Raw genomic sequence first — 21,210 nt, 5'->3', positions numbered from 1 at the left:
ATGCCTGATCCCACTTTCCAGAGTCCTGATGCGAATCCGGTGTCCACTTTGCATGTTTTTCAAACCCTTGATGTGATTTACGAATCTCCCCTTGAACCTCAGGGGGTGCTGGTTCACCTCACGGCACCCGAATGGGACCGCTACCAGAACTCTCTGGACCAGCGTTGTGAAGTCACGTACATCTTGATGGATTGCACCTCCCATCAAGCGGTTTTTGATCAGGCAGACCACGTGCACCTGCTTCAGCAAGAGGGTTTACCAGACCGTTACCGTTTGACATTCTGGATGTCTGCCCCCTGAGGGCAGCACAAATCAAAAGAGCAAATCAAAAGAGGAAACCTTTTGGGGTTTCCTCTTTTTTGGATGCGGTGTGCTCAGGGCAGGTTCGGGTCTCTGGCGTCTTTCAGGGCAGCCAGAATCACCCGCTCGGTGTCCGCAGGCCCAAGCAAGGGAATGACCAGTTGCTCCATGTCCGAGATTTTCAAACGGATTTCCTGATCTGCGAGGTGCTCACGCATCTGGCGGTGCCTCTCGTACTGGTCTTTGAAGCGCAACCGCACAATTTCAGTGAGCAAACGGCGCAAGGTGGGCAGCAACAATTCTTCTTTCATGTTCAGACCTTCTTTGGCTTGAGGATTGCATCAGGCGTTCAACCAAAATGGGATGGAGGTGTTGAGTGCGTTGATCCGTGAAATGAGGGGATTTGTCTGAATCCTCTCATTTCAAAACATTTTTTTAGAGAGAAAACCTCTGGTGCTTCTGGCAAATGCTTCAAATCAGATGGTTTGAATGGACTCGATGCGGTGGTGTTGCAGCATCAGGTTGTAAAAAGCCAGAGCATCGCTGCGGGTGGCTTGCAGGTGCACTTCACATCCCTGATCCCTGTGCCACCACAAGGACACCAGAGGCCATTTGTGGAGGGTCACTTGCTGACCGGTCAGGCTTTCAATCCAGCCTTGCAGGTTGGGCGTGGGGCGTTCGTGGGGAGAGAAAGTCAACTTGAAACGGTATGCGTTCATGATGTGCCTTTCTGCAAAGGAAACCCGATTTGCACAAGTTTCCAGTGTTTGATCCTTCAAAAGCAAAAGAAGACCGAAAGTTCGGTCTTCTTGCACGTTTCAGCCGATCACCAGCGTGAAGAACGTTGGGGTTGGCTCTGGTAAGCACTTTCAGGTGCAGCTTTGGTCACGACGATGTTGGCGGCCTGTGGACCTTTGCCGTTTTGTCCGGCTTGAACATCGAATTCGACTTCATCGCCTTCATTGAGTTTTTTGAATCCAGTGCTCTTGATGGCACTGAAGTGGGCGAACAAATCGGGGTTGCCCTGATGTGAAATGAAGCCGAAACCTTTTTCTGCATTGAACCACTTGACGGTACCTGAAGCCATGTTATACGCTCTTTTCCCTCCCAAAAACAAAAAAACACCGCACTCAAAAAAGGTGCCGTGTTGATCTTTAAGCGTCCTTGGAAGAATGTCAGTATAGCATGGAAAAATAAAAACAGCAAGCCATGATTTTTTCTCTGTGTCCACATTTGAAAATTCTGCCTCTCATGTGTTCGTGATAAAATAAAACTTCAACAGATCGTGCGTTGATTTTGATGACTTCGCGTTGATTTTTTGCTTCCGTTTTGTGTTTCCTCGATCGCTCAAGGTGTTTGAAAAACCACCTCGCCTGCCTGTTTGAAAAGATGGGACCCCTGAAAGAGGAACACATGCAATTGACTTCACCCTGGAACACCACACAAGCCCACCGCAACCTTGTGCTGGAACTGCTGGAAACCCACGACTCTGTTGGGGGCGTGGAAATCCGCAAAGCTCTGGGTTGTACGGCCCTGAATGTGCATCTGGTGATGGACGACCTGATCACCGAAGGTCTGGTGCAATCCGACACCCGAGGTGCCATCCGCTACAGCAAACGCAGTTTCACATTTGATCCTCAACGGGTCAAAGAAGAATGGTTTGTTTTGCTGAAAAACTGGTTTCAGGGTGGCAAAAGCGAAACGGCTCGGGCGGTGGCCCAGCAGCTTCAGTTGAACCTGCTGGATGTGCAAGCCACCCTCGAAGCCATGCGCCAGAGGGGATGGTTGCACGGTCGTTTTGTGGGCCGCATGTGCATTTATGCCTTGCTGGAAAGGGGCACCACCCTGCAAGGCACATCCCAGTCTGTGAAATCCCGTCTGAACGGTCCAGTAGGGGTGCTCAAGAAAATTCCCTGCAACATGCAGTCCTGAGCATCCAAATCATGTTTTGACCACGGGCACCATTCTTCAGGGTGTCCGTGGATTTGTGCAGGAGGTCAACTCCGGGTGTTTTTGGACCGGAAAGGGGTCTTTTTGAGGGGTTGAGGGGGGTGTTTGAGGTCTGCTGCTTCATCGCGGCAGCGGTCCAGGCACCGGGACCAGTCGTCCACGGTTTTGAGGCCAGAGGAGATGGCCTGTGCTGGGCTGTTGAACCCTGTTCCTGACAAAAATTCCCGTTTGGCACGTGCAAGAACAGATTCACTCATTTCCTGAGTGTACCACGTTCCAGGTCCGGGCAGGTGAAAGGCTCAGGATTGCAGCCAGAGTCAGCGCAGAGTTGCTGTCGGACCATGCCAACAGAGAGAGCCCTCAGCCGTCAGCGATCAGCCGTCAGCAAGCAGGACAGTTTTCTGGCTGCCTTTTGAACGGAAAGTCTGAATGGCTTTCCGTGTGTATCTTTTTGTTTTGCTGTTTGCAAAAGCCTTTTGGTGAGCTTTTTGCTGAACGCTGATGGCTGATCGCTGAACGCTTTTTCAAGTGACATGCCAAAAGTCAGACCCTGCACTTATTCTGAAGATTGCAGCAATTTCAGGTAACTTTCCAAGTGCCTTGTGACTGTTGCCTCGAAAGGCACTTGTTGCATCACGGCCAGCACACCTGCACCTTCAATGAGTGAAAGCACATGGTCTGCAGCCTGTTCAGGGGGGATGGGGCTCTGGGGACAGTCCCTTTGGATGGCCAGCACCAGAGCGGCTCTGGCCTGCTGATGAAACACCTGCAGCTCTGGGCGAACCCTTGGCAACACCGAGAACAGAAAACGGTAGTAGGCGGTCAGGTCCGGGGCGACCAACTGCACTTCAGAGAGCATCTGGGCATATCCACCTGCAAAACCCAGAGCCAGTTCTTTCAGGGACAGGTTTTCTGACAGGGGAGACTGCTGAAAATACCGCAAAAAGAAGTGTTCGATGGTGGCATGGTACAGGTCTTCTTTGTTCTTGAAGTGGTGGTAAAACGCCCCTTTGGAAAACCCCGAGGCCCGCACCAGATCCATCATGGTGGCGGCCTCGAAACCCTTTTCCAGAAAGAGTTGCAGGGCGGAATTCAGGATGTGTTCTTTGCTGTCATGCATGGGCGTCTCGGGGTCTGAACAGGCTGTGGATGTGCAGCGGTGGCAAACCTGTTGTTGCTGTCAGTTTAAACGACAGGTGCTGGTAAAGGGAGACGTTCTTTGCATTTTCTGTGTCCAGGGCCAAGCCTTGCGAGGTGGGGTGCTGGCAGACCTCCTCCCAGAGCCTGTCCAGCAGGGTTTTTCCCAGCCCCTTTCCTTGCTGCTCTGGGTGCACACCAATCTGAATCAGGTAATGGTGGGGAACAGCAGGACTGTTTTGCAGCACTTTTTGCTGGTAGGCATTCAGGTGCAGTAAGCCTCGACCACCCAGAGGTCCCAGCAAATTCAGGGTTCTGATCACCAGAGGCAAGGTCAGATGGGTGTTCGATTCTGGCGTGGACAGCACCGCTGCTGCCAGCAAATCCTGCTGGTCTAAGAGGCCCCAGACCTGTTCTTGCATCAGGAAAGCTTTTTCAAACAGAAAACTTTCAAGGGCTCTGGCTTTCTGCAAAGGGACGGGTTTGCCCAGCAGGTGCACAAAGAGGGGGTCTTCACAGAAAGCCTGTACCATCAATTCGGTGAACAGCCTGTGATCTTCTGGTTGCAGCAAACGGAGGTGCATTCAGCCCTCCTTGCGAAAGGCATGGTGGTGGTCCACCCCGAAACTGAACACCACTTTGAACAGAAAAAGCATTCCCATCAGAAGCAAAGCAGGTTCCACGCCGTTTGTGAGCAGCATCCCCGAGATGCCCCACACCGTCCAGACGCCTGCCACAAACACCTGCAAAGGGTGCCCGATCAGGCGGTTGACCAAAAGCACCCCAAGAAGGGTGTAAACCCAGACCATCAGGGCAAAGGAAAAAGAAGCTTCCAGCAGCAGGGCAATGACCAGCAGGTGAACATGAATGACCATGAACACCCGCCTCTGGTCTGGCCTCAGGGCGTAGTGGTTGCTGGTGCCCCGGCTGAAATTGGCCACACATCCGGCTGCGATGTCCAGCATCAGAAGCCCAGCGGGCAGGCTTTTCCAGAAGGGCAAGCCCTCAAAGGTCTCTGGATGGACAAAGACGATCAAGAGGGGCAACAGCAGGCCTGTGCTCAGGATCAGGGCCACTTCAAAGGGGGTGGTTTGCTCTCCAAGAACTTCGTGTAAAAAAGGGGGAAGGGTGAGGGGTCTCAACATGGGTGCTCCTTACATTCACATTATCATACCGGACGTCCGGTATGTTTTTGATCTGAGTTTAAATCTGTTTGTTTTTCAAACAAGGACATTGGGTTGGTCTATGGAGTTCATCTGACAGGCCAGAGATCAGGGGCTCATCAAAAGACTGTTCTGGACAAGAACAACCATGAAACGAGGTTCTTCGTCAGATTCGCATCAGCATTTTAATGTTTGTGTGACAGTTCTTTTGCTATTTTGCTTTTATGCAGGTGCCCGCTGTGCGTGATTTCATCATGGTGCTCACTTCGGATGGTGAAGTGGCCACCTTGCCCATGCACCTGATTGAAGACATGCACCCTGTGCTCCAGAGGCCCCACCTCACCCAACTGTATCTGAAGGCCTGCAATGAACGCCCTGCCCGGGTGGTGGTGATCCATGAGCCTCTGGACGTGTTCCGTGAACGCAGCGAGAAACTCCTGAAGGCCCTGGTCCTCAAGGACAACGAAGGCATCAACCACCACCTTGCCCCTCAAATCTGAGGTTTTGCTGCGTTGATCCGTGAGATGGGAGGATTCATTGAATCCTCCCATCTCAAAAAACCTTTTCCAGAAAGCCCCCTCGTGTTCTCCTGTCCAATGCTTTAGCGTTTGTCCAGAGGGCTGGATGGAGGCAAGATCAGGGTGCTCTCCTGCAGGATGTGGGCTTCGGCAGAACGGTACAGGCGGCTGGACAGGTAGTAATTGTGGATCAGCAACTTGAACAGGGCTGCTGCAGGAACCGCCAGCAAAGTGCCCAGCACACCAAACAACTCCACCCCGATCAGCAAGCTGACCAGCACGGTGGCGGGATGCAGGTTGGTGGTTTTGCCCAGCACCCACGGAGAGAGCACATTGCCTTCGAGCTGGTTGACCACCACAAAAACCAGCACCACCAGACCCACTGCAGTCCAACCCTGTGAGAAGGCCAGCAACAAAGCCGGGGCCACCGACACCACCACCCCGAGATAAGGCACCATCCCAAACACCCCGGCCACAAATCCAAGGGTCAATGCCGAGGGAATGCCAATCATCCACAAACCCAGAGCAATCAATGCCCCTTCCAGCAGTGCAATGGTGAATTGCCCCCTCAGGTACCCACCCACTGCCTGACTGAACTGGGCGGAAAGCTCCAGCATGCGGGGTTGTGACCGCTCTGGAAACAACCTGAGCATGGAACGGTTGATCCGCTGGTAATCGGCCATCAGATAAAACGCAAGGATCACCGTGAACAGGGCCTGCACCAGCACACTGGTGAAAGACACGATATAAGAGCCCGACTGGGTCAGCATGCCCTGCAAGGACCCTACCGCGGTTTTCGAAAAGTTGGCCACATTGTCCTTCCAGAGCTGCCCGAGTTGTCCCGCATAGTCTTGCAGCATCGGGGCATCACTGAGACCACGGACGCGCCTCAGGGTGGACTGCACCAGTTGATTGGCGGATTGGATCAACTCTGGAAGGCGGCCCAGAAATTCCGTGAGCTGGTTGAACACAGTCACGAGCAAAAGGACCAGCAATCCCACCACGCCCAGCAGGATGCACAGCACGATCAACAGGCCAATGTTCCTTCTCACCCTGCGTTTTTCCAGAAAGTCCAGCATGGGATTGAACAGGTAGGCCAGCAGGTAGGCCAGCAGAAAGACCGTCAGGGGCGTGGCCACCAGAGGCAACACCTGCAACACCAGATACACGATCCCAACCCCAACGGCCACACGCACCCATGGGTTTTGCCAGACCACCGCAAAAGCATTCATCATGGGCTCAGGCTAGCACCGGGTTTTTGTTGAAACTGCAGCAAAATCAAACGTTTTGCAGGGCAAAAAAGCAAACCTCCATTGCTGAAGGTTTGCTCAAGGTGTTTTGAATGGGATGGATCAATTGGCGTAACGTTTGGTGCCGTATTTTTTGACCAGAGCATCGTTCTTCTGCAGGTCCAGCTCTGCAAAGAATTGCACGGAATCTCGGGTCTGGGTGACCGAAATCGGACTCTTGCTGCCAGTGTATCCTCCGAGGCGGTACTCAAAGGGCTTGCCGGGGTAAGCGATGCGCTGGTCAAGGGGCACATCATGGAACCCGAGACGCACGATGTAATGGGAAATCCCGTTCCCCATCGGCACCTCGACATAATCCTGCTGAGGATGCCCGAAGGGTTGCACGCTGTTCCAGTAATTGTGGCTTGCACTGCCACTGGCCGCTTTGAAGATGATCACAGCGCAATCAATGTGGAAAATTTTGCTGCTGCGGTTGGTGAAAACCAGCACCCGGTCTCCGTACCACTCGCCGCCCCGGTCCACCACGCTGAGGGTCAAGGGCACATTTGAAGTGAAACGGCTGACCGGGCTTTCAGACAGGATGGGGTTGGGGGTGCTGAAATCGTAATTCGGACTGGTGGCGCAGCGGTCCAGTTGGGTGGCGTTGGGCATCAACTGACTGAAGGTCTCGGGTCCGGCAGAAACCCCGCCCGGAGGAGGGGTGGTGTTTCCAGAGCCTCCGATGTCCACCAGCACATGCTGCATCCCCGATTCTGCACTGTTGCCCACAGCGTCCAGCGCTTTTGCCGTGTACATGTACATGCCGTTCTGGGTTTTGTCTGAAAACGTCTTGCTGAAGGTGTACGGACTGGTGGTGTCTTCTGCGACTTTCACATCGTTCTGGTAGAACTCCACCCGGGTCACACCCACATTGTCGGTGGCTGTGGCGGTCAGGTTGAGGGTCCCTGCTGCGGTGAAGTCTGCCTGACTGGATTGCAAGCTGACCGTGGGTGGTGTGGTGTCGCTGCCCGTTCCTCCAGAGCAGGGTTGTCCGTTCAGGGTGCAACTGGTGACCCCACTGAAGGTCCCATTGCCTGAGTACTGAATCAGACTGGTGCTTCCAGCTTTGAGGGTGGCTCCGCCCCAGCTGTTGGGTTTGAGGGTGTAGCTTCCGTCTGCGTTGCGGGTGAAACTGCCTGCAGCCCCCCAGACGGAACCGATGCTGGCATCTCCTGCAAATTTGAACTGCAGGGTCCAACCTTCCACGTTGCTGGTGCTGTTGTTTCTGAGGGTGATGCTGCCGTTGTACCCTCCAGTCCATGCGCTGTCCACTCCGAAAGTGGCGCGCAAGTCAGGTGTGCTCTGGGGAATGGCATGTTGATGCTCCTGGGTGGTGCTCTGGGAACAGCCGTACAGGGCAAATCCCAGCAACAATGCCAGTGTGGCGGTGCGTGCTCTGGACATGAAACCTCCTTGAATGGGTGTAAAAAGGATGTTGAGATGGTAACAGAAATGTTACCAATATGAAACCAGTGCAATACCTTATAGATACCAATTTTAAAGCGGTATGGACCAGTTTAAATCCAGAGCTGAATGGGCAGGGTCAGCACAGATTGACAGCCATGCAGCGCAGAAAGTTCATTTTCTGTCCTCTGGGGTTTTGGAAAACGTTTGTTCTGCTAGGGGTTTTCCCTTGCCCTGTGAGCCTCCTGTGCTGTCCCCGATCCTTTGAACTTCAAAAATTTGAATGGGCCTTGCCATATGATCTTGGGGTCTTCGAAAGCAAAAGCCTCTGGATGGGCTTTTTGCTGACCGCTGATGGCTGACTGCTGACCGCTTTCTCAAGTGACATGCCAAACCTCAGACGTCGCGCTGACCCTCAACACCTCCACCCTTTCAGGCATAATGTCCAGAGATGTTGGCTGCCCTGAATGTGTTGATGCACCTCCTGATCACGGTGGTTTTTCCTGTGTTGGTGTTGCAAAAAGACCTTTTTGGGACCGGGTACAGCTTCAGCCTCTGGTTGGGCCCCACAGGGGCGTTCATGCTTTCGGCTCTGGTGCCTGCCGGGTATGTCTTGGGGATGCAATTCAAAAACCGCAAAGTTTCTCCAGTGTGGTTGCTGTTCACCCTGTCTGCCCTGATCAATGGCCTGAGCAGTTTCTGGTGGACCGATGGCCTGACCTTTGCCCTCAAAGACTCCAGCGGAAGCCTGTTTTTGGCCACCAGCACAGCCGTCTCCTTGCTCATAAAGAAACCCCTTTTTGGTTTCGTGATCCGGGAATACCTGAGCGTGGCTGGACCTCTGGACCCCAGAGTGGAACACTTCCTGCAAAACCGGGGACACCGCCTGATTGTGCTCAGCACGGTGATTTTGATGCTCAAAGGTCTGACCGTGGCGACCCTGAACACCCTCGTGAAATTCCATCTGGTGACAGGTCCGTTTGGCACCCCCGAGTTCAATCAAGGGCTGTCTCTGGCACTGGCATTTATGGTTCCAGTGGCTTACCTTTCCACTGCACTGGCCTACACGGGCATTTTTGTGCTCTGGCAGTGGGGTTTGAGGGGCAAACTCAGGTTCCCTTTTGCACCTTCAGAGTGGAGCAAGGCCATGGTTCAGGTTTGATGGAGTGCACAAATGGAGTGCAAAGTCGCTGACCTTGGCGGGGTGGTGTAGAAAGCCATCAGCCGTCAGCGTTCAGCCGTCAGCAAGAAGGAAAGTCTTCCTCCTGTTTCTTGAGATCCAAAACCTGTTTTGGCTTTGTTTTTGTGGTTTTTGATTCTCGAAAGCAAAAGCCACAGGATCAGCTTTTTGCTGAATGCTGACGGCTGAACGCTGACGGCTTTTTCAGTTGGCCTGCCAAAAGTCGGACCCTGCGTTTGCTCTGCGTTGCCCAGCCCTTGTTCTGGCAAATTTCAGAACCATCCGTTGCTGATCTCAGCAGCAAGGATTGAAACCCCTGTCCAATGTCCTGACCTTTCCATTCGCTTCACTCAAGCTGAAGTCAGTTCAACTGACTTCAGCTGAAAGCAGTAAGATCATCTCCGATGACCAAACTTGACGTTGGACCTTATGTCGCCAGCCTGAAAGCTGCCCCCCAGCAGGTGAAAGACCGCCAGTTGTTCCTCGAACGGGCCCGTCTGAGAGACGCCGTGCCCGAGGTGGAAGGTTTGCCTCTGGTCGGTCTGGGCGGCAGTTGTGGCAAGCCTGCTTTCCTGTTGCCTTACGTGCTGCGCTGGAATGAAGAAAACACCCTCAAGCTTGAAGGGGTGGCCAGAGATTTTGATTGCTTTGTGGAGTATGGTGCTTACCCCCACCTGAAATTGCTGGAAGGGGGCATGGAGGTCGCTGCGGTGCAGGACTGGAGCAATGTGGCTCTGGTGTTCATGCGTCCGGGATATGAGCATGGAGTGGAACTGCTCAAACGCCTTGCTGCGGATCTGACCCCCTGATGTTTTGAGGTTGACTTGTTGCACATGCAGCAGGTCGGCCTTTCAGGAATCAGGAATAACGTTATTCCTTGGAAAAATTCCGCACCAGAGCCGAAAAGTTTTGTGCATTGACGGGCCTTGAAAACAGGTAACCCTGCAAGTGGTGGCAGCCCCTTTCGGTGAGCCACTGGGCCTGCTTGGGGGTTTCCACGCCCTCGGCGATCAGGGTTTTGTTCAGGTGATGTCCCATCGAGAGGATCGCTTCGATGATCGGATCACTCTGACCAGAGCCAATCTGGTTCACGAAACTGCGGTCAATCTTGATGTAATGCGGATTGAACCGGGTGAGGTAACCAAGGCTGGAGTACCCGGTTCCGAAATCATCCAGAGCAATCCGAATTCCGGCCTGTTGAAGCAGTTTAAATTGCTGCTCCACCTGCTGCTGGTCTTGCAGGAACACGCTTTCGGTGATTTCGATGATGATGCGTTCTGGTGGGATGCCGTGGTTTTCCAGTTGCTGCAAGAAGTGCTGCATGCTGCCGGGTTGCAAAAACTGCCGTGCAGAAATGTTGATGGACACGGTGATGGGTGGAAGCCCTTCTTGGTCCCATGCCTGAATTTGCTGGATCACGGTGTCCTGTACCCATTCGCCAAGCAGGTGAATCATGCCGGTTTCTTCGGCCAGAGGGATGAACACGGCTGGGCTGATGTAGCCTTTCTCGGGGTGTTTCCAGCGCAGCAAAGCTTCGGCTTTTCGGATCTGGGGTTGGTTGGGCGTGATGATCGGCTGGTAGTGCAATTCAAGGTGGTGGTGTTGCACGGCTTCCATCAGTCCTCTGGTCAGGGTGCGACGGTCCAGCACCTCCTGACGGGCATGTTGCTGGTAATGGAAGTACCCACTGCGGGCCTGTTGCTTGGCATAAGAGAGGGCGTCTTCGGCAAAGCCCAGCAACTGGTTGGGCCGTTCACTGTCCTGTGGAAACAGAGCAATGCCGATGGTTCCCTGCACATGCACTTCCAACCCAGAGGGCAAAGCATGCACCTGTGAGAGACAGTCCAGCAAACGTTCAGCGGTGCGGGATGGGGTGCTCTGGTCCTGCACGCCCGTCAGGAGCACAGCAAAAGAATCTCCACCGATGCGGGCGAGCAGGTCCTGAGGGGGCAGGCAGCTTTGCAGGCGACGGGCCACCGACACCAGCACCTCGTCCCCGAGGGGGCTGCCATGCTGTTCATTGATCTCTTTGAAGCGGTCTAAATCCAGCAACAGCACTGCGCAGGACAGCCTTGACAGCATGTGCATTTGCAAATGTTGCCCGAGGCGTTCCATGAAGTATGCCCGGTTGGGCAATCCGGTCAGGGGGTCTCTGTGCATGAAAGGCAACTCGGGACGCTGGATGGGGGTGTCTTTGGCCCACACCACCCCGAGCAGGCTTTGCGGTGCTTCTGTGCCAAAAACGCGCGCTTTCATTTGCAAGATGCGTGGGGATTCGCCGGGAATGTGCACATGCAGGTCGGTTTGCATGAGGATCTCTGGGAGCAGTTGCCCACTGGGCAGCAACTGCATGTACTGGCTCCAGAGCGGCCATTGTTCGCTGCGCTTGACGTGTTGCAGGGTGTCTTCGATGCTCAGGGTTTCCCGGCCTTCAGGCAGGCCAAGCATTTTTCGGGTGATGGCATCCAGTTCAAATTGCAGGTGGTGACCGTGGATGCTCCAGAAGCCGATTCCAGTGGTCTGGGCTGCCAGTTGCTGGTGGGTTTCAAGGCGCTTTAGGCGATTGTGCAGGTGTTGTGAGCTGTCGATTGTGGCCTCAAATGCAGGGTTTTGAGGTGGAGCATTGGAAGGTTCAGGGAAAAGAGGTTTGTCCATGGCAGAGTCAACCTGCCTGTGGAATGCTCAGGCTGGCAGGATCTCTGGCAGTTTACGTAAACTTTTCTTACAGTTTTCTTTGCTGTAAACGTTTTCGGTTTTTATCTTCTCGATTTGAAATTTCTTTTCTCAAACGTATTGAGTTATTTGGGTTAAACATCAAAGTGCTTACATTTATTCTTAAAGAACACTTGGGAATTTCAACAGGCATGTGAAGCTTTACACAAACTTCACACGGCCTTCCTATGCTGAAAGCACGAAATTCAGCAAGGAGACCTGAACATGAAACACCTTCCCCTCCTGCTCCTCTTGAGCAGCACCGCACTGGCCCAGATCGGTCCCGAGAAACTGCAAAACGCCACCCCCAAAGAAGCCATGAAACTGGCCAACCTCTGGCGGACCAGCACCACTGGCGTGAAAAGCTTCGTGACCCCCGAGAACATTGAATTCACTTTCCCAGATGGTCAAACCACCAAGGTTCCCTTGCCTGCCGACCAGATGGTGATTGCCATCGCCCCCTACATCAACAAAACCCACCCCTGCAAAACCCACTTCATGTCCAGTTGCACCGGAGAGATGCAAAACCAGAGCGTGGATGTGCTGGTCAAAACCGCCTCTGGCACCACCGTCATGAACCGCACCGTCAAAACCCTGCCCAACGGCTTTCTGGAACTCTGGCTGCCCCGCAACCGCACCTACACCGTCACCCTCAAAGCTGCTGGAAAAAGCGCCTCTGGCACCATTGCCACCCAGAAAACCAGCGACACCTGCATCACCACTTTCCAACAGAAGTGAACCCACAGAAGTGAACCCACAGAGGTGAGTTTATGGACAACATGCAAATGACCCACTACATGGAGCTTCTCGCCACCAACCAACCGTGGAACCTGATCCTGTTCATGGCCATTCCGGTGATCCTCGCAGAGTTCATTGCGGTGACCGAACTGTACGTGCTGTTCAGTCGCAACACCACGGGCAGGCTCAAACGCTGGAATGGATACGCCGGGATGTTTGTGGGGGTGTATTTTCTGGGGGTGTTCGTGTACCTGTTCAGCACAGCGGTCGTTCCCCTGACCACACAGGGCTTGTGGAGGGGACCGTTCGATGTGATTGCAGTGGGATTCTACCTTTTGGGGGTGGTGCCTCTGGTGGGCATGGCATTGATTGACTCTGGACTGATCATGAGGGGCAAAGACGAGATCCTGAAACTCAAAAACCATGCTGTGATGGTTGGTGTTTTTCTGGTGGTGGCCCACATCGCCATGATTTTCGGGATGCTCAGCCCCCACCTCTTGATGTGAGGGCACCTTCCCATGTCCGGGCCTCTGGTCCGGTTTTTTTTGGCTTCCTGTGTTTTGTCACACAAACGGTGTGGGTGGTTCTGCTTGCTCTGGACGGTCCACTGTAAACTGTCCACTCACCCCAGCACACCCTCAGGGGGTCTTTACGGAAATTACACACAAGCTTTCTAGAGTGAAAGCATGAAACCCACACTGATCCTCCTGACCCTGATGGCTTTTGGCCAAGCAAGCGCACAAATGGACCACAGCATGCACTCCCAGCAGGCCATGCAGATGCAAATGGGCAGCACCATGGACATGGGTGGCCTGATGAAACTCTCGGGCAAGAATTTTGATCGGGCCTTCATCAGCATGATGATTCCCCACCACCAAGAAGCCGTGGACATGGCAAAAGCCGTGTTGCCCAAAAGCAAAGACCCACAGGTCAAAAAGTGGGCCAATGACATCATCACTGCCCAGCAAAAAGAAATCAAAGAGATGCAAGCCCTGCTGAAAACCCTTGGGGGCAACGACAGCAAAATGGCCAAAATGATGATGTCTGGGATGCAGGGCATGACCGACATGGTCAAAGGGGCCAAAGATGCAGACACCGCCTTCGTGAAAGGCATGCTGCCCCACCATGCCAGTGCCATCCACATGGCCAACATGGCTCTGGAGAAATCGGAAAACCGCACTGTCCTGAACCTTGCCAGAGACATCGTGGTGGCGCAAGCAGGAGAGATGCACGCGTTTAAAATGTGGTTGTTGAAATAAGCAAAAAGGAGAAAGCCCCAAAAGGGCTTTTCTCTTGAACCTGAAGGAGAACCATGGCCCGCATCCTGATCATGGACGATGATCCCAACATCCACCACATCTTGCAAGCCTACCTGCAACAGGACGGGCACACCGTGCTGCAGGCCCTGAACGGTGAGGAAGGTTTGCAACAGGAACCCGAGGCCGACCTGTTGATCATCGACTGGATGATGCCTGCCCTCTCGGGTTTGCAGGTGATCGAGACCCTGCGCCAGAGGGATTGCATCAAACCCATTTTGCTGCTCACCGCCAGAGCGGAAGAGGGAGACAAACTTCAGGGTCTGGATGCTGGAGCAGACGATTATGTGGTGAAGCCTTTCTCGCCCAGAGAGGTCACCGCACGGATTCGGGCTCTGGCACGTCGGGCAGGCATCCGTGAGACCCTGGAGTACGGAACCCTGACCGTCAAACCGGCTTCCCATCAGGTGTGGCTCTCTGGTGAGGAAATCCAGCTTTCCAAACTGGAGTTTGATTTGCTCTCTGCATTCCTGAGCACCCCCGGCATGGTCTGGAGCAGGGAAAGGTTGCTGAATCGGGTGTGGGGCAGCGACTTTCCAGAGATGGACCGGGTGGTGGATGTGCACGTCAAGAACCTCCGCAAGAAGCTGCAAGACGACCCCGAGAACCCCTCTTTCATTGAAACGGTGCGGGGCGTGGGGTACCGCCTGAAGGAACTGGGTCAAGGGTGAAAGGATGAAGCTTTACCCGAAGCTGTTCCTGACCCACCTGCTGGTCAGTCTGGTGGTTCTGGTGGTGGTTCTGGTGGTCGCTGAGGTGTCTGCCCCGTTCTTTTATCAGGAGCACATTCAGGACATGATGCATTCGGTTCCAGAGCAGGGGGACCAGATGCGGGCAGAACTGGAAGAAGGATTTCGCAACACCCTCACTTCCGCCATTTTGCTGGCGTTGCCTGTGGCGGTTCTGATGGGACTGGTCACCACCCATTTTGTGATGCGCCGGGTGGTGAAATCGGTCCAGAAACTCAGCGAAGGCAGTCAGGCGATCAGCTCGGGTCACTACCATGAACGCCTTCTGGTGCAAGGCAACGACGAGCTTTCCTTGCTGGCCCGCAATTTCAACCGCATGGCCCAGACGCTGGAAGATGTGGAACGCACCCGCATCGAGATGATCACCCATGTGGCCCACGACCTGAGGACCCCCCTGTCTGCCCTCAAAGGGTACTCAGAAGGTTTGCAGGATGGGGTGATGGACAAAGACGAGGTGGCGTCCCGCATCCTGACCGAAGTGCGCGGCATGGAGCGTCTGGTGCAGGACCTCAGTCTGGTCAGTCGTGTGGAAGCAGGCAAAATCGAGTTGCAAATGAAGCCCGTGCAGGTCTCGGGGGTGCTGGATGACCTGCAAGAACGTTTCCGGGCGGCTTTTGAAGACAAAGGGGTGGCTTTGCAGGTCAGTTCTCAGGAAGAATTGCAGGTTCATGCCGATCAGGAACGCCTATCGCAGGTGCTGAACAACCTGCTGTCCAATGCCCTGAGGCACACCCCCACCAAGGGCACAGTCGCTGTGCAGGCAGAAAAACACGGCAAGCAGGTGCTGTTCAAAGTGCAGGACAATGGGAGTGGCATTCCAGCAGAGCACCTCGGCCGGATTTTTGACCGCTTTTACCGCATTGATGCCCACCGCAACCGCCACGATGGAGGCTCGGGTGTGGGGCTGACCATCGTGAAGGGTCTGACCGAATTGATGGGAGGCACCGTTCAGGTGGAAAGCCAACCCGGACAGACCTGCTTTGTGGTGCAATTGCAACAAGAAAGCCCATGAATTCGGCATTTTTTGCATCAAACCTGATGACTTTTTGACTCAAAAATGTAATGATGGATACACAGCGTCCAGTCAAGGAGGGACCTCAGGTGTTGCACTTGTTGACAGGGATCACCATCAATCTTGCCCTGCTGGCCGCCCTGAGTTACTTGAGAACGTTTGCCATCGTTTTTCAGCCCACCGAAAAACAAAAAAACCTGTATCGCCTGTATGAACTCTTGATTTCCTCGGTGTCTGCACTGATTTTGCTGGCTTTTCCAGTCCAACTCAGCGGATCCCTTTTGATTGACCTGCGCTGTGTGCCCATTTTGCTGATGGGAATGCGACACGGTTACCTCTGGGCTTTTTTGACCATCATTCCTGTTGCCCTTTACCGATATCACCTGGGGGGTGCAGGTGCTGTGCCCTCCCTGTTTGCCTTGCTGGCCATGGTGGTGTTTTCGGGACTGGCCCACCAGATGTCGGTGCGCCAGAACAAGGCCGCCGAAGACCAACTGGGCATGGTGTTGATGGTCTCTCTCGCCCCCATCGTGGGCTTCTTTCTGGTTCCAGAGGGATTTGTTCTGTTTCAGACGGTGGTGCCCGTGCTGTACGCAGCAACCGTGGCAGGTTTGCTGACCTCTGCGATGATTTTGCGACACAAAAAACACCTGATGCAGTTCAGTGAGCAGATGCAGCAAGCCGCCCTGCTGGATCCCTTGACCGGACTGGGCAACCGTCGCAAATTCGAGCAGGACCAGAGGAATTTCCCTCTGGCCGCGCACCTGCTGGCGTTGGACCTCGACCATTTCAAGCGCATCAACGACACCTATGGGCACGGCATTGGCGATCAGGCCCTCATCACAGTGGGCCGGGTTTTGCAAAGCCACACCCGCTCTGGAGATCAGGTGTACCGCATGGGCGGAGAAGAATTTCTGGTGATGATCCACCATCCCGAGCACCAGAGGGCCTACGACATCGCAGAGCGCCTCAGGAAAGCCATCACAGTGCACGTCGCTGAACACCTCAAGGTGATCGAGCAGCCCCTGACCTGCAGTGCTGGCCTGAGCTGGCTTGGCGAAGGGATCAAGCCAGCCCTTGAACAAGCAGACCAGCAGCTTTACGAAGCCAAGCATGCAGGGCGCAACCGCACAGGCACGTTGCTTCCAGTTCAACGGGCAGAAGACCCTGTGCCAACGGCTCTGGATGGGCAACAACAGGTGCTCTTGCAGCAAGCTGTGCTGTTCTTCGTGTTGAATGACCTGCATGTGGTGGTCTATGCCCGCAAGTGCACAGGTGAGTTGCTGTTGACCAGTCCAGAGAGTGCACGTTTCATGAAACTGGCTCTGGTGGTGCTGGATGTGGCAGGAAACCCGGACCATGAAGCGCACAGCCAACAGGTGGAACGGCAAGTTTTGCAAGATGGATGTCCCCAAACCTTCATGGTGGAGGGCATCACCGAAAACCAGCAGCACAAACGCTATCTGGTGAAAAAAATCCCTCTGGTGTTGCAGCATCAGGAACAGGTGGTCCTGACGGTGGTGCAGGAGGTCGCTCTGTAGGGTAAGCGCAAAGTCTGACTTTTGGCATGTCACTTGAAAAAGCGTTCAGCGATCAGCCCTGAGCTTTCAGCAAAAAGCTCACCTTGAAGCTTTTGCAAACAGCAAAACAAAAAGACACAAACGGAAGGCCACTCAGATTTTCAGTTCAACAGGCAGCAAGAAAACCATCCTTCTGGCTGACCGCTGATCGCTGACGGCTGATGGCTCTTGGTGTTGGCATGGCCTGACAGCAATTTTGCGCTGACCCTGCATTGGCACCCTTGACCCAAGGCTGCAAATCAGTATGATGTACATGTCTGGTGTTCGAAAGAACGTTGCATACAACTGCTTGATTGCAGGTGCAATGGGGGAACTCCGGTGAGACTCCGGGACTGACGCGCAACGGTGACCCTGCAAGGGAAGTCCGAATGCCCACCAGAATTCAATCCTCGCGATCAGGGCACGTGAAAACACGTGAATTCCACCCATCGCCTCTGAAAGAGCGACATGGTTCATTCCACCTCATGACAATCCCAATCGGCAGACTGGCTGCAAAGCCAGCATTTTGACGTTTTCTTTCCCAACCTGCACCTGCAGGTGAGGTCTGTCATGCTGATTGTTTATGCCTCCAGAACGGGCAATGTGACCCGTTTTGTTCAAAAATTGGCTTTGCCTGCACAAAAAATCACCTCTGGACAGGAACGGGTGCAAGAACCCTGCCTGTTGATCACCTACACCACCGGAATGGGTGAGGTGCCAGAGGAAATCCAGCGTTTCATGCAGCACAACCACCAGCATGTGCTGGCGGTGGCTGGAAGTGGAAACCGCAACTGGGGCAAGAATTACGCCCGCAGTGCCGACCGGATTGCCCAGCAGTGGAACATCCCGGTCCTGATGAAATTTGAACTCTCGGGCCGTCCTCAGGACGTGGCCTGTTTTCTTGAAGGAGCACAACGACTTGAACACCACCGCCACCCAGAGCAGGAATTTGCGCAGCCTCGAACTCAACAGTCAGGTGCTTCAGAAGAAAGACGGCTTCTTCCAACTTGAACTGGACCGCGAAGCCGTGCAGGCTTTTGAACAGGAAATTCAGGAGCAGCTTCGCACGTTCACCTCGCCTTTGAAGCGCATGCGCACCCTGATTCAGGAGAACCTCTACGAGGATTTTTTCCAGACCTACACCCCCCAGCAGGTGCAGGAGATCCACGAACTGGCCCACAGCTTGCCTTTTGCTTTTCAGTCCTACATGGCGATTTCCAAGTTCTATAAGGATTACGCCCTGAAAAGCAACGACAAAAAGCAGTATCTGGAAACCTATCCTGACCGGGTGGTGGCGGTTGCCCTGCACCTGGCCAGAGGCAACATGGAACTGGCCCGCAAACTGGTGAAAGCCATGATGGAACAGCGTTACCAGCCTGCGACACCCACTTTTCTGAATGCCGGTCGGGCCAGAAGGGGAGAGTTGGTGTCCTGTTTTCTGCTGGACCTCGATGACAGCCTGAACTCCATTGGGTTTCATTTGAACACCGCCATGCAGCTTTCCAAAATTGGCGGAGGGGTGGCTTTGAACCTGTCCAAACTGCGTGCCAGAGGAGAATCCATCAAAGGGGTCGCCCACGCTGCCAAAGGTGTGGTTCCGGTCATGAAACTGCTGGAAGATGCTTTCAACTACGCCGACCAGATGGGCCAGCGAAAAGGGGCCGGAGCGGTGTACCTGAACGTGTTCCACTGGGATGTGCAGGAGTTTCTGGACACCAAAAAAATCAACGCCGATGAGAAAAGCCGCATTCAAACGCTTTCTCTGGGTTTGCTGGTTCCAGACAAGTTTTTTGAACTGGCCCGCGAAAACAAGCCCTATTACGTTTTTGCGCCCCTGTCCGTTCGGCAGGTGTTCGGCAAGCACCTCGATGACCTGAACATCGATCTGATTTACGACGAACTGGTGGCCCATCCCGGCATCGTCAAAAAGCAATTGAACGCTCGGGACATGCTGATCCAGATTGCCACCACCCAATTCGAGTCAGGTTACCCTTACATCATTTACACCAGCACGGCGAACCGCATGAATCCGCTGAAAAGCCTCGGGCGGATCCGCATGTCCAACCTGTGCACCGAGATTTTCCAGATCCAGAGCACCTCTGACATCACCGATTACGGCGAAAAAGACCAGATCGGGCATGACGTGTGCTGCAATCTGGGTTCGCTCAACATCGTGAACGTGATGGAAAAAGGCAGTCTTCAGGAGAGCGTCCACACCGGAATGGACGCCCTCACTGCCGTCAGTGACCTTTCAAACGTGCCCAATGCGCCCGGGGTGCGTCAGGCCAACAGCGATTACCACGCGGTGGGCCTCGGGGCGATGAACCTGCACGGGTTTCTGGCCAAAAACCACATCCGCTACGAAAGCGAAGAGGCCCGAGATTTTGTGCGGACCTTCTTCATGATGGTCAATTTTTATTCCATTGAGCGCAGCATGCAGATTGCCCGCGAGAAAGGGGTGCGCTTCAAGGACTTCGAGCGTTCCGATTACGGTACAGGGGCGTACTTCGAGAAGTACCTGACAGAGGATTTCTCTCCCAGAACGGAAAAAGTCAGGGGGGTGTTCTCTGGGAAAAGCATTCCCACCCCTCAGGACTGGAGCCGCCTGAAGCAAGAGGTGCAGCAGCACGGCATGTACCACGCTTACCGCATGGCGATTGCCCCCACCCAGAGCATCTCCTACATTCAGAATTCCACCCCTTCGATCATGCCGGTGGTGGATCTGGTGGAAACCCGAACCTACGGCAATGCCACCACCCACTACCCGATGCCGTTTCTGGACCACTCCACCATCTTCTTTTACAAATCCGCCTACCACATGGACATGATGAAAGTGATCGATCTGGTCGCAGAAATCCAGCAGCATGTGGATCAAGGCATCTCCAGCATCCTGTACGTCACCAGTGAAACCACCACCCGTGAACTGGCCCGACTGTACGTGTACGCCCACTTCAAGGGCCTCAAGAGCCTGTACTACACCCGAACCCGCAATCTCAGTGTGGAGGAATGCATCTCATGCGCCATCTAGAAAGAACCTCCTTCGAGGCCGTCAACTGGAATGTTCCCGAAGACCCCATCTCCAAACTGTTCTGGGACCAGAACGTGCGCCAATTCTGGGTGGATGAAGAAATCCCTCTGGCAGACGACAAACTGGACCACATGGCCCTCTCCAGAGCCGAACAGCACACTTACGAACAGGTGCTGGGTGGTCTGACCCTCCTTGACACCGAGCAGGGTGGTGTGGGCATGCCGCAGATTTCTTCTTTTGTGCCGGGTTTGCAGGCCAAAAGTGTCCTGTCTTTCATGGGTGCCATGGAGCACATGCACGCCAAGAGCTACAGCAGCATTTTCTCTACGCTGTGCACCACCAAACGCATTTCGGAGGTCTTCGATTGGGTGCAGGGAAACCCCCACTTGCAGGCCAAACTCCGGTACGTGCACGAAAAATACACCTCCATCCAGAGTGAGCGTGACCTGTACCTCGCGATGGGCACCAGTGTGTTTCTGGAGTCCTTTTTGTTCTACTCGGGTTTCTTTTACCCGCTGTACCTTGCTGGACAGGGCAAACTGGTGTCCAGCGGAGAAATCATCAATTTGATCATCCGGGACGAGTCGGTGCACGGGGTGTACGTGGGGATGCTGGCCCAACAGCACTTTGAAAAAGCAGGCCCCACAGAACAAAATGCCCTGAGAGAAGACATTCTGGGCATTCTGGAAGACCTGCACCGCATCGAAGAACAGTACACCGCAGAGCTGTACGACCCCATCGGCCTGACCCGAGAAGTGCTGCAATTCTCACGGTACAACGCAGACAAAGCCCTGATGAACCTCGGGTTTGATCCTCACTTTCAGGTCACTGAAAACGACGTGCATCCAGTGGTGTTCTCGGGACTGCGCACCGAAACCCGCAACCACGACTTTTTCTCCACCAAGGGCAACGGGTACATCAAAACCACCAAAGTGGAAACCCTGCAAGACGAAGACTTCGTGTTCTGAGCATGGCCTTCGTGCCAGAGGGTGGAAAAGCCCTCTGGCTTTTTGTTTTTCATGTTTTTTGGCGTTCTCATGGGGTAAAATCAAAACATGCTGGTTTGTGGTCCAGCAGAGCTTCCGGTCCTGAATCTGACATCAACATCACCCTGCTTTGTCAGGGTTGGCTGGTTTTCCACCAGAAGGGGCGTGA

General features: G+C 54.1%; 25 protein-coding genes and 1 riboswitch. Of the genes, 14 read left to right on the top strand and 11 right to left on the bottom strand.

Features of this window, described 5'->3' with window-relative positions; translation table 11 throughout:
• The gene (locus Q371_RS02735; RefSeq protein WP_034335672.1) at positions 1 to 300 is read left to right on the top strand and encodes a hypothetical protein; all 300 of its coding nucleotides are present in this window, start codon (positions 1 to 3) and stop codon (positions 298 to 300) included.
• A gap of 74 nt (positions 301 to 374) precedes the next feature.
• On the opposite strand, the gene Q371_RS02730 is transcribed toward Q371_RS02735, so the two are convergent.
• The 3 genes from Q371_RS02730 to Q371_RS02720 form a co-directional block, all read right to left on the bottom strand.
• On the bottom strand, positions 375 to 611 hold the full coding sequence (locus Q371_RS02730) for a hypothetical protein (protein WP_034335669.1): 237 nt from the start codon (positions 609 to 611) through the stop codon (positions 375 to 377).
• A gap of 165 nt (positions 612 to 776) precedes the next feature.
• The gene (locus tag Q371_RS02725) at positions 777 to 1,019 is read right to left on the bottom strand and encodes a hypothetical protein (RefSeq protein WP_034335667.1); all 243 of its coding nucleotides are present in this window, start codon (positions 1,017 to 1,019) and stop codon (positions 777 to 779) included.
• 107 nt (positions 1,020 to 1,126) lie between these two features.
• The gene (locus tag Q371_RS02720; RefSeq protein ID WP_034335666.1) at positions 1,127 to 1,387 is read right to left on the bottom strand and encodes a cold-shock protein; all 261 of its coding nucleotides are present in this window, start codon (positions 1,385 to 1,387) and stop codon (positions 1,127 to 1,129) included.
• Positions 1,388 to 1,713: 326 nt separating this feature from the next.
• On the opposite strand from Q371_RS02720, the gene Q371_RS02715 reads away from it, so the two are divergent.
• A complete protein-coding gene (locus Q371_RS02715) occupies positions 1,714 to 2,232 on the top strand; it encodes a hypothetical protein (RefSeq protein WP_157442473.1) in 519 nt (172 codons plus the stop codon).
• 65 nt (positions 2,233 to 2,297) lie between these two features.
• On the opposite strand, the gene Q371_RS02710 is transcribed toward Q371_RS02715, so the two are convergent.
• The 5 genes from Q371_RS02710 to Q371_RS02690 form a co-directional block, all read right to left on the bottom strand.
• Positions 2,298 to 2,507: a hypothetical protein gene (locus Q371_RS02710; RefSeq protein ID WP_034335657.1), complete on the bottom strand. Its 210-nt coding sequence runs from the start codon at positions 2,505 to 2,507 to the stop codon at positions 2,298 to 2,300.
• A 110-nt stretch (positions 2,508 to 2,617) separates the two neighbouring features.
• Positions 2,618 to 2,785, bottom strand: coding sequence for a hypothetical protein (locus tag Q371_RS02705; RefSeq protein ID WP_157442472.1), 168 nt, complete (start codon positions 2,783 to 2,785; stop codon positions 2,618 to 2,620).
• A gap of 21 nt (positions 2,786 to 2,806) precedes the next feature.
• Positions 2,807 to 3,370, bottom strand: coding sequence for a TetR/AcrR family transcriptional regulator (locus Q371_RS25155; protein WP_051963109.1), 564 nt, complete (start codon positions 3,368 to 3,370; stop codon positions 2,807 to 2,809).
• Positions 3,363 to 3,971 (bottom strand): GNAT family N-acetyltransferase, encoded by a 609-nt coding sequence (locus Q371_RS02695; protein ID WP_051963108.1) that lies wholly within the window; start codon positions 3,969 to 3,971, stop codon positions 3,363 to 3,365. Before Q371_RS02695 ends, Q371_RS25155 begins: the two co-directional genes overlap by 8 nt.
• Complete coding sequence (locus tag Q371_RS02690; RefSeq protein WP_051963107.1) at positions 3,972 to 4,532, bottom strand: hypothetical protein; 561 nt, start codon at positions 4,530 to 4,532, stop codon at positions 3,972 to 3,974.
• A 257-nt stretch (positions 4,533 to 4,789) separates the two neighbouring features.
• On the opposite strand from Q371_RS02690, the gene Q371_RS02685 reads away from it, so the two are divergent.
• A complete protein-coding gene (locus tag Q371_RS02685) occupies positions 4,790 to 5,050 on the top strand; it encodes a hypothetical protein (protein ID WP_034335654.1) in 261 nt (86 codons plus the stop codon).
• A 101-nt stretch (positions 5,051 to 5,151) separates the two neighbouring features.
• Here Q371_RS02685 and Q371_RS02680 read toward each other — a convergent pair whose 3' ends face one another.
• Together Q371_RS02680 and Q371_RS25150 are read right to left on the bottom strand one after the other, a co-directional pair.
• Positions 5,152 to 6,303, bottom strand: coding sequence for an AI-2E family transporter (locus tag Q371_RS02680; protein ID WP_051963106.1), 1,152 nt, complete (start codon positions 6,301 to 6,303; stop codon positions 5,152 to 5,154).
• A 117-nt stretch (positions 6,304 to 6,420) separates the two neighbouring features.
• Positions 6,421 to 7,761: an Ig-like domain-containing protein gene (locus tag Q371_RS25150; RefSeq protein ID WP_051963105.1), complete on the bottom strand. Its 1,341-nt coding sequence runs from the start codon at positions 7,759 to 7,761 to the stop codon at positions 6,421 to 6,423.
• A gap of 451 nt (positions 7,762 to 8,212) precedes the next feature.
• Between Q371_RS25150 and Q371_RS02665 the strand changes: the two genes are divergently transcribed.
• Positions 8,213 to 8,923, top strand: coding sequence for a DUF3159 domain-containing protein (locus Q371_RS02665; RefSeq protein ID WP_034335649.1), 711 nt, complete (start codon positions 8,213 to 8,215; stop codon positions 8,921 to 8,923).
• A gap of 422 nt (positions 8,924 to 9,345) precedes the next feature.
• Positions 9,346 to 9,750, top strand: coding sequence for a hypothetical protein (locus tag Q371_RS02655; RefSeq protein ID WP_034335643.1), 405 nt, complete (start codon positions 9,346 to 9,348; stop codon positions 9,748 to 9,750).
• Positions 9,751 to 9,811: 61 nt separating this feature from the next.
• On the opposite strand, the gene Q371_RS02650 is transcribed toward Q371_RS02655, so the two are convergent.
• Positions 9,812 to 11,596 carry a putative bifunctional diguanylate cyclase/phosphodiesterase gene (locus Q371_RS02650; RefSeq protein WP_051963104.1) on the bottom strand — a complete coding sequence of 595 codons (1,785 nt, stop codon included), beginning with the start codon at positions 11,594 to 11,596 and terminating at the stop codon, positions 9,812 to 9,814.
• A gap of 282 nt (positions 11,597 to 11,878) precedes the next feature.
• Here Q371_RS02650 and Q371_RS02645 point away from each other — a divergent pair, with 282 nt between their 5' ends.
• The 9 genes from Q371_RS02645 (at position 11,879) to nrdF (ending at position 21,023) form a co-directional block, all read left to right on the top strand.
• On the top strand, positions 11,879 to 12,391 hold the full coding sequence (locus tag Q371_RS02645) for a CueP family metal-binding protein (protein WP_034335641.1): 513 nt from the start codon (positions 11,879 to 11,881) through the stop codon (positions 12,389 to 12,391).
• A gap of 32 nt (positions 12,392 to 12,423) precedes the next feature.
• Positions 12,424 to 12,897 carry a DUF6803 family protein gene (locus Q371_RS02640; protein ID WP_034335638.1) on the top strand — a complete coding sequence of 158 codons (474 nt, stop codon included), beginning with the start codon at positions 12,424 to 12,426 and terminating at the stop codon, positions 12,895 to 12,897.
• 180 nt (positions 12,898 to 13,077) lie between these two features.
• A complete protein-coding gene (locus tag Q371_RS02635) occupies positions 13,078 to 13,650 on the top strand; it encodes a DUF305 domain-containing protein (RefSeq protein WP_034335636.1) in 573 nt (190 codons plus the stop codon).
• Positions 13,651 to 13,703: 53 nt separating this feature from the next.
• Positions 13,704 to 14,378, top strand: coding sequence for a response regulator transcription factor (locus Q371_RS02630; protein ID WP_034335634.1), 675 nt, complete (start codon positions 13,704 to 13,706; stop codon positions 14,376 to 14,378).
• Positions 14,379 to 14,382: 4 nt separating this feature from the next.
• Positions 14,383 to 15,468, top strand: a complete 1,086-nt coding sequence (locus Q371_RS02625) for a sensor histidine kinase (RefSeq protein ID WP_034335632.1) — start codon at positions 14,383 to 14,385, stop codon at positions 15,466 to 15,468.
• 89 nt (positions 15,469 to 15,557) lie between these two features.
• Positions 15,558 to 17,009: a diguanylate cyclase gene (locus tag Q371_RS02620; protein ID WP_034335630.1), complete on the top strand. Its 1,452-nt coding sequence runs from the start codon at positions 15,558 to 15,560 to the stop codon at positions 17,007 to 17,009.
• A gap of 319 nt (positions 17,010 to 17,328) precedes the next feature.
• A riboswitch (cobalamin riboswitch) is annotated at positions 17,329 to 17,442 on the top strand.
• A 155-nt stretch (positions 17,443 to 17,597) separates the two neighbouring features.
• Positions 17,598 to 18,038, top strand: coding sequence for a class Ib ribonucleoside-diphosphate reductase assembly flavoprotein NrdI (nrdI, locus tag Q371_RS02610; RefSeq protein ID WP_084571182.1), 441 nt, complete (start codon positions 17,598 to 17,600; stop codon positions 18,036 to 18,038).
• Positions 17,947 to 20,055: a class 1b ribonucleoside-diphosphate reductase subunit alpha gene (nrdE, locus tag Q371_RS02605; RefSeq protein WP_211253790.1), complete on the top strand. Its 2,109-nt coding sequence runs from the start codon at positions 17,947 to 17,949 to the stop codon at positions 20,053 to 20,055. Before nrdI ends, nrdE begins: the two co-directional genes overlap by 92 nt.
• Positions 20,043 to 21,023 carry a class 1b ribonucleoside-diphosphate reductase subunit beta gene (gene nrdF, locus Q371_RS02600; RefSeq protein ID WP_034335622.1) on the top strand — a complete coding sequence of 327 codons (981 nt, stop codon included), beginning with the start codon at positions 20,043 to 20,045 and terminating at the stop codon, positions 21,021 to 21,023. The genes nrdE and nrdF overlap by 13 nt, the downstream gene beginning before the upstream one ends.
• The last annotated feature ends 187 nt before the right edge of the window (positions 21,024 to 21,210 follow it).

Origin of the sequence: Deinococcus misasensis DSM 22328 (assembly GCF_000745915.1) — a bacterium.
In the GTDB taxonomy this organism is placed as follows: Bacteria; Deinococcota; Deinococci; order Deinococcales; family Deinococcaceae; genus Deinococcus_C; species Deinococcus_C misasensis.
This window is presented reverse-complemented; position numbering and strand designations above follow the sequence as displayed.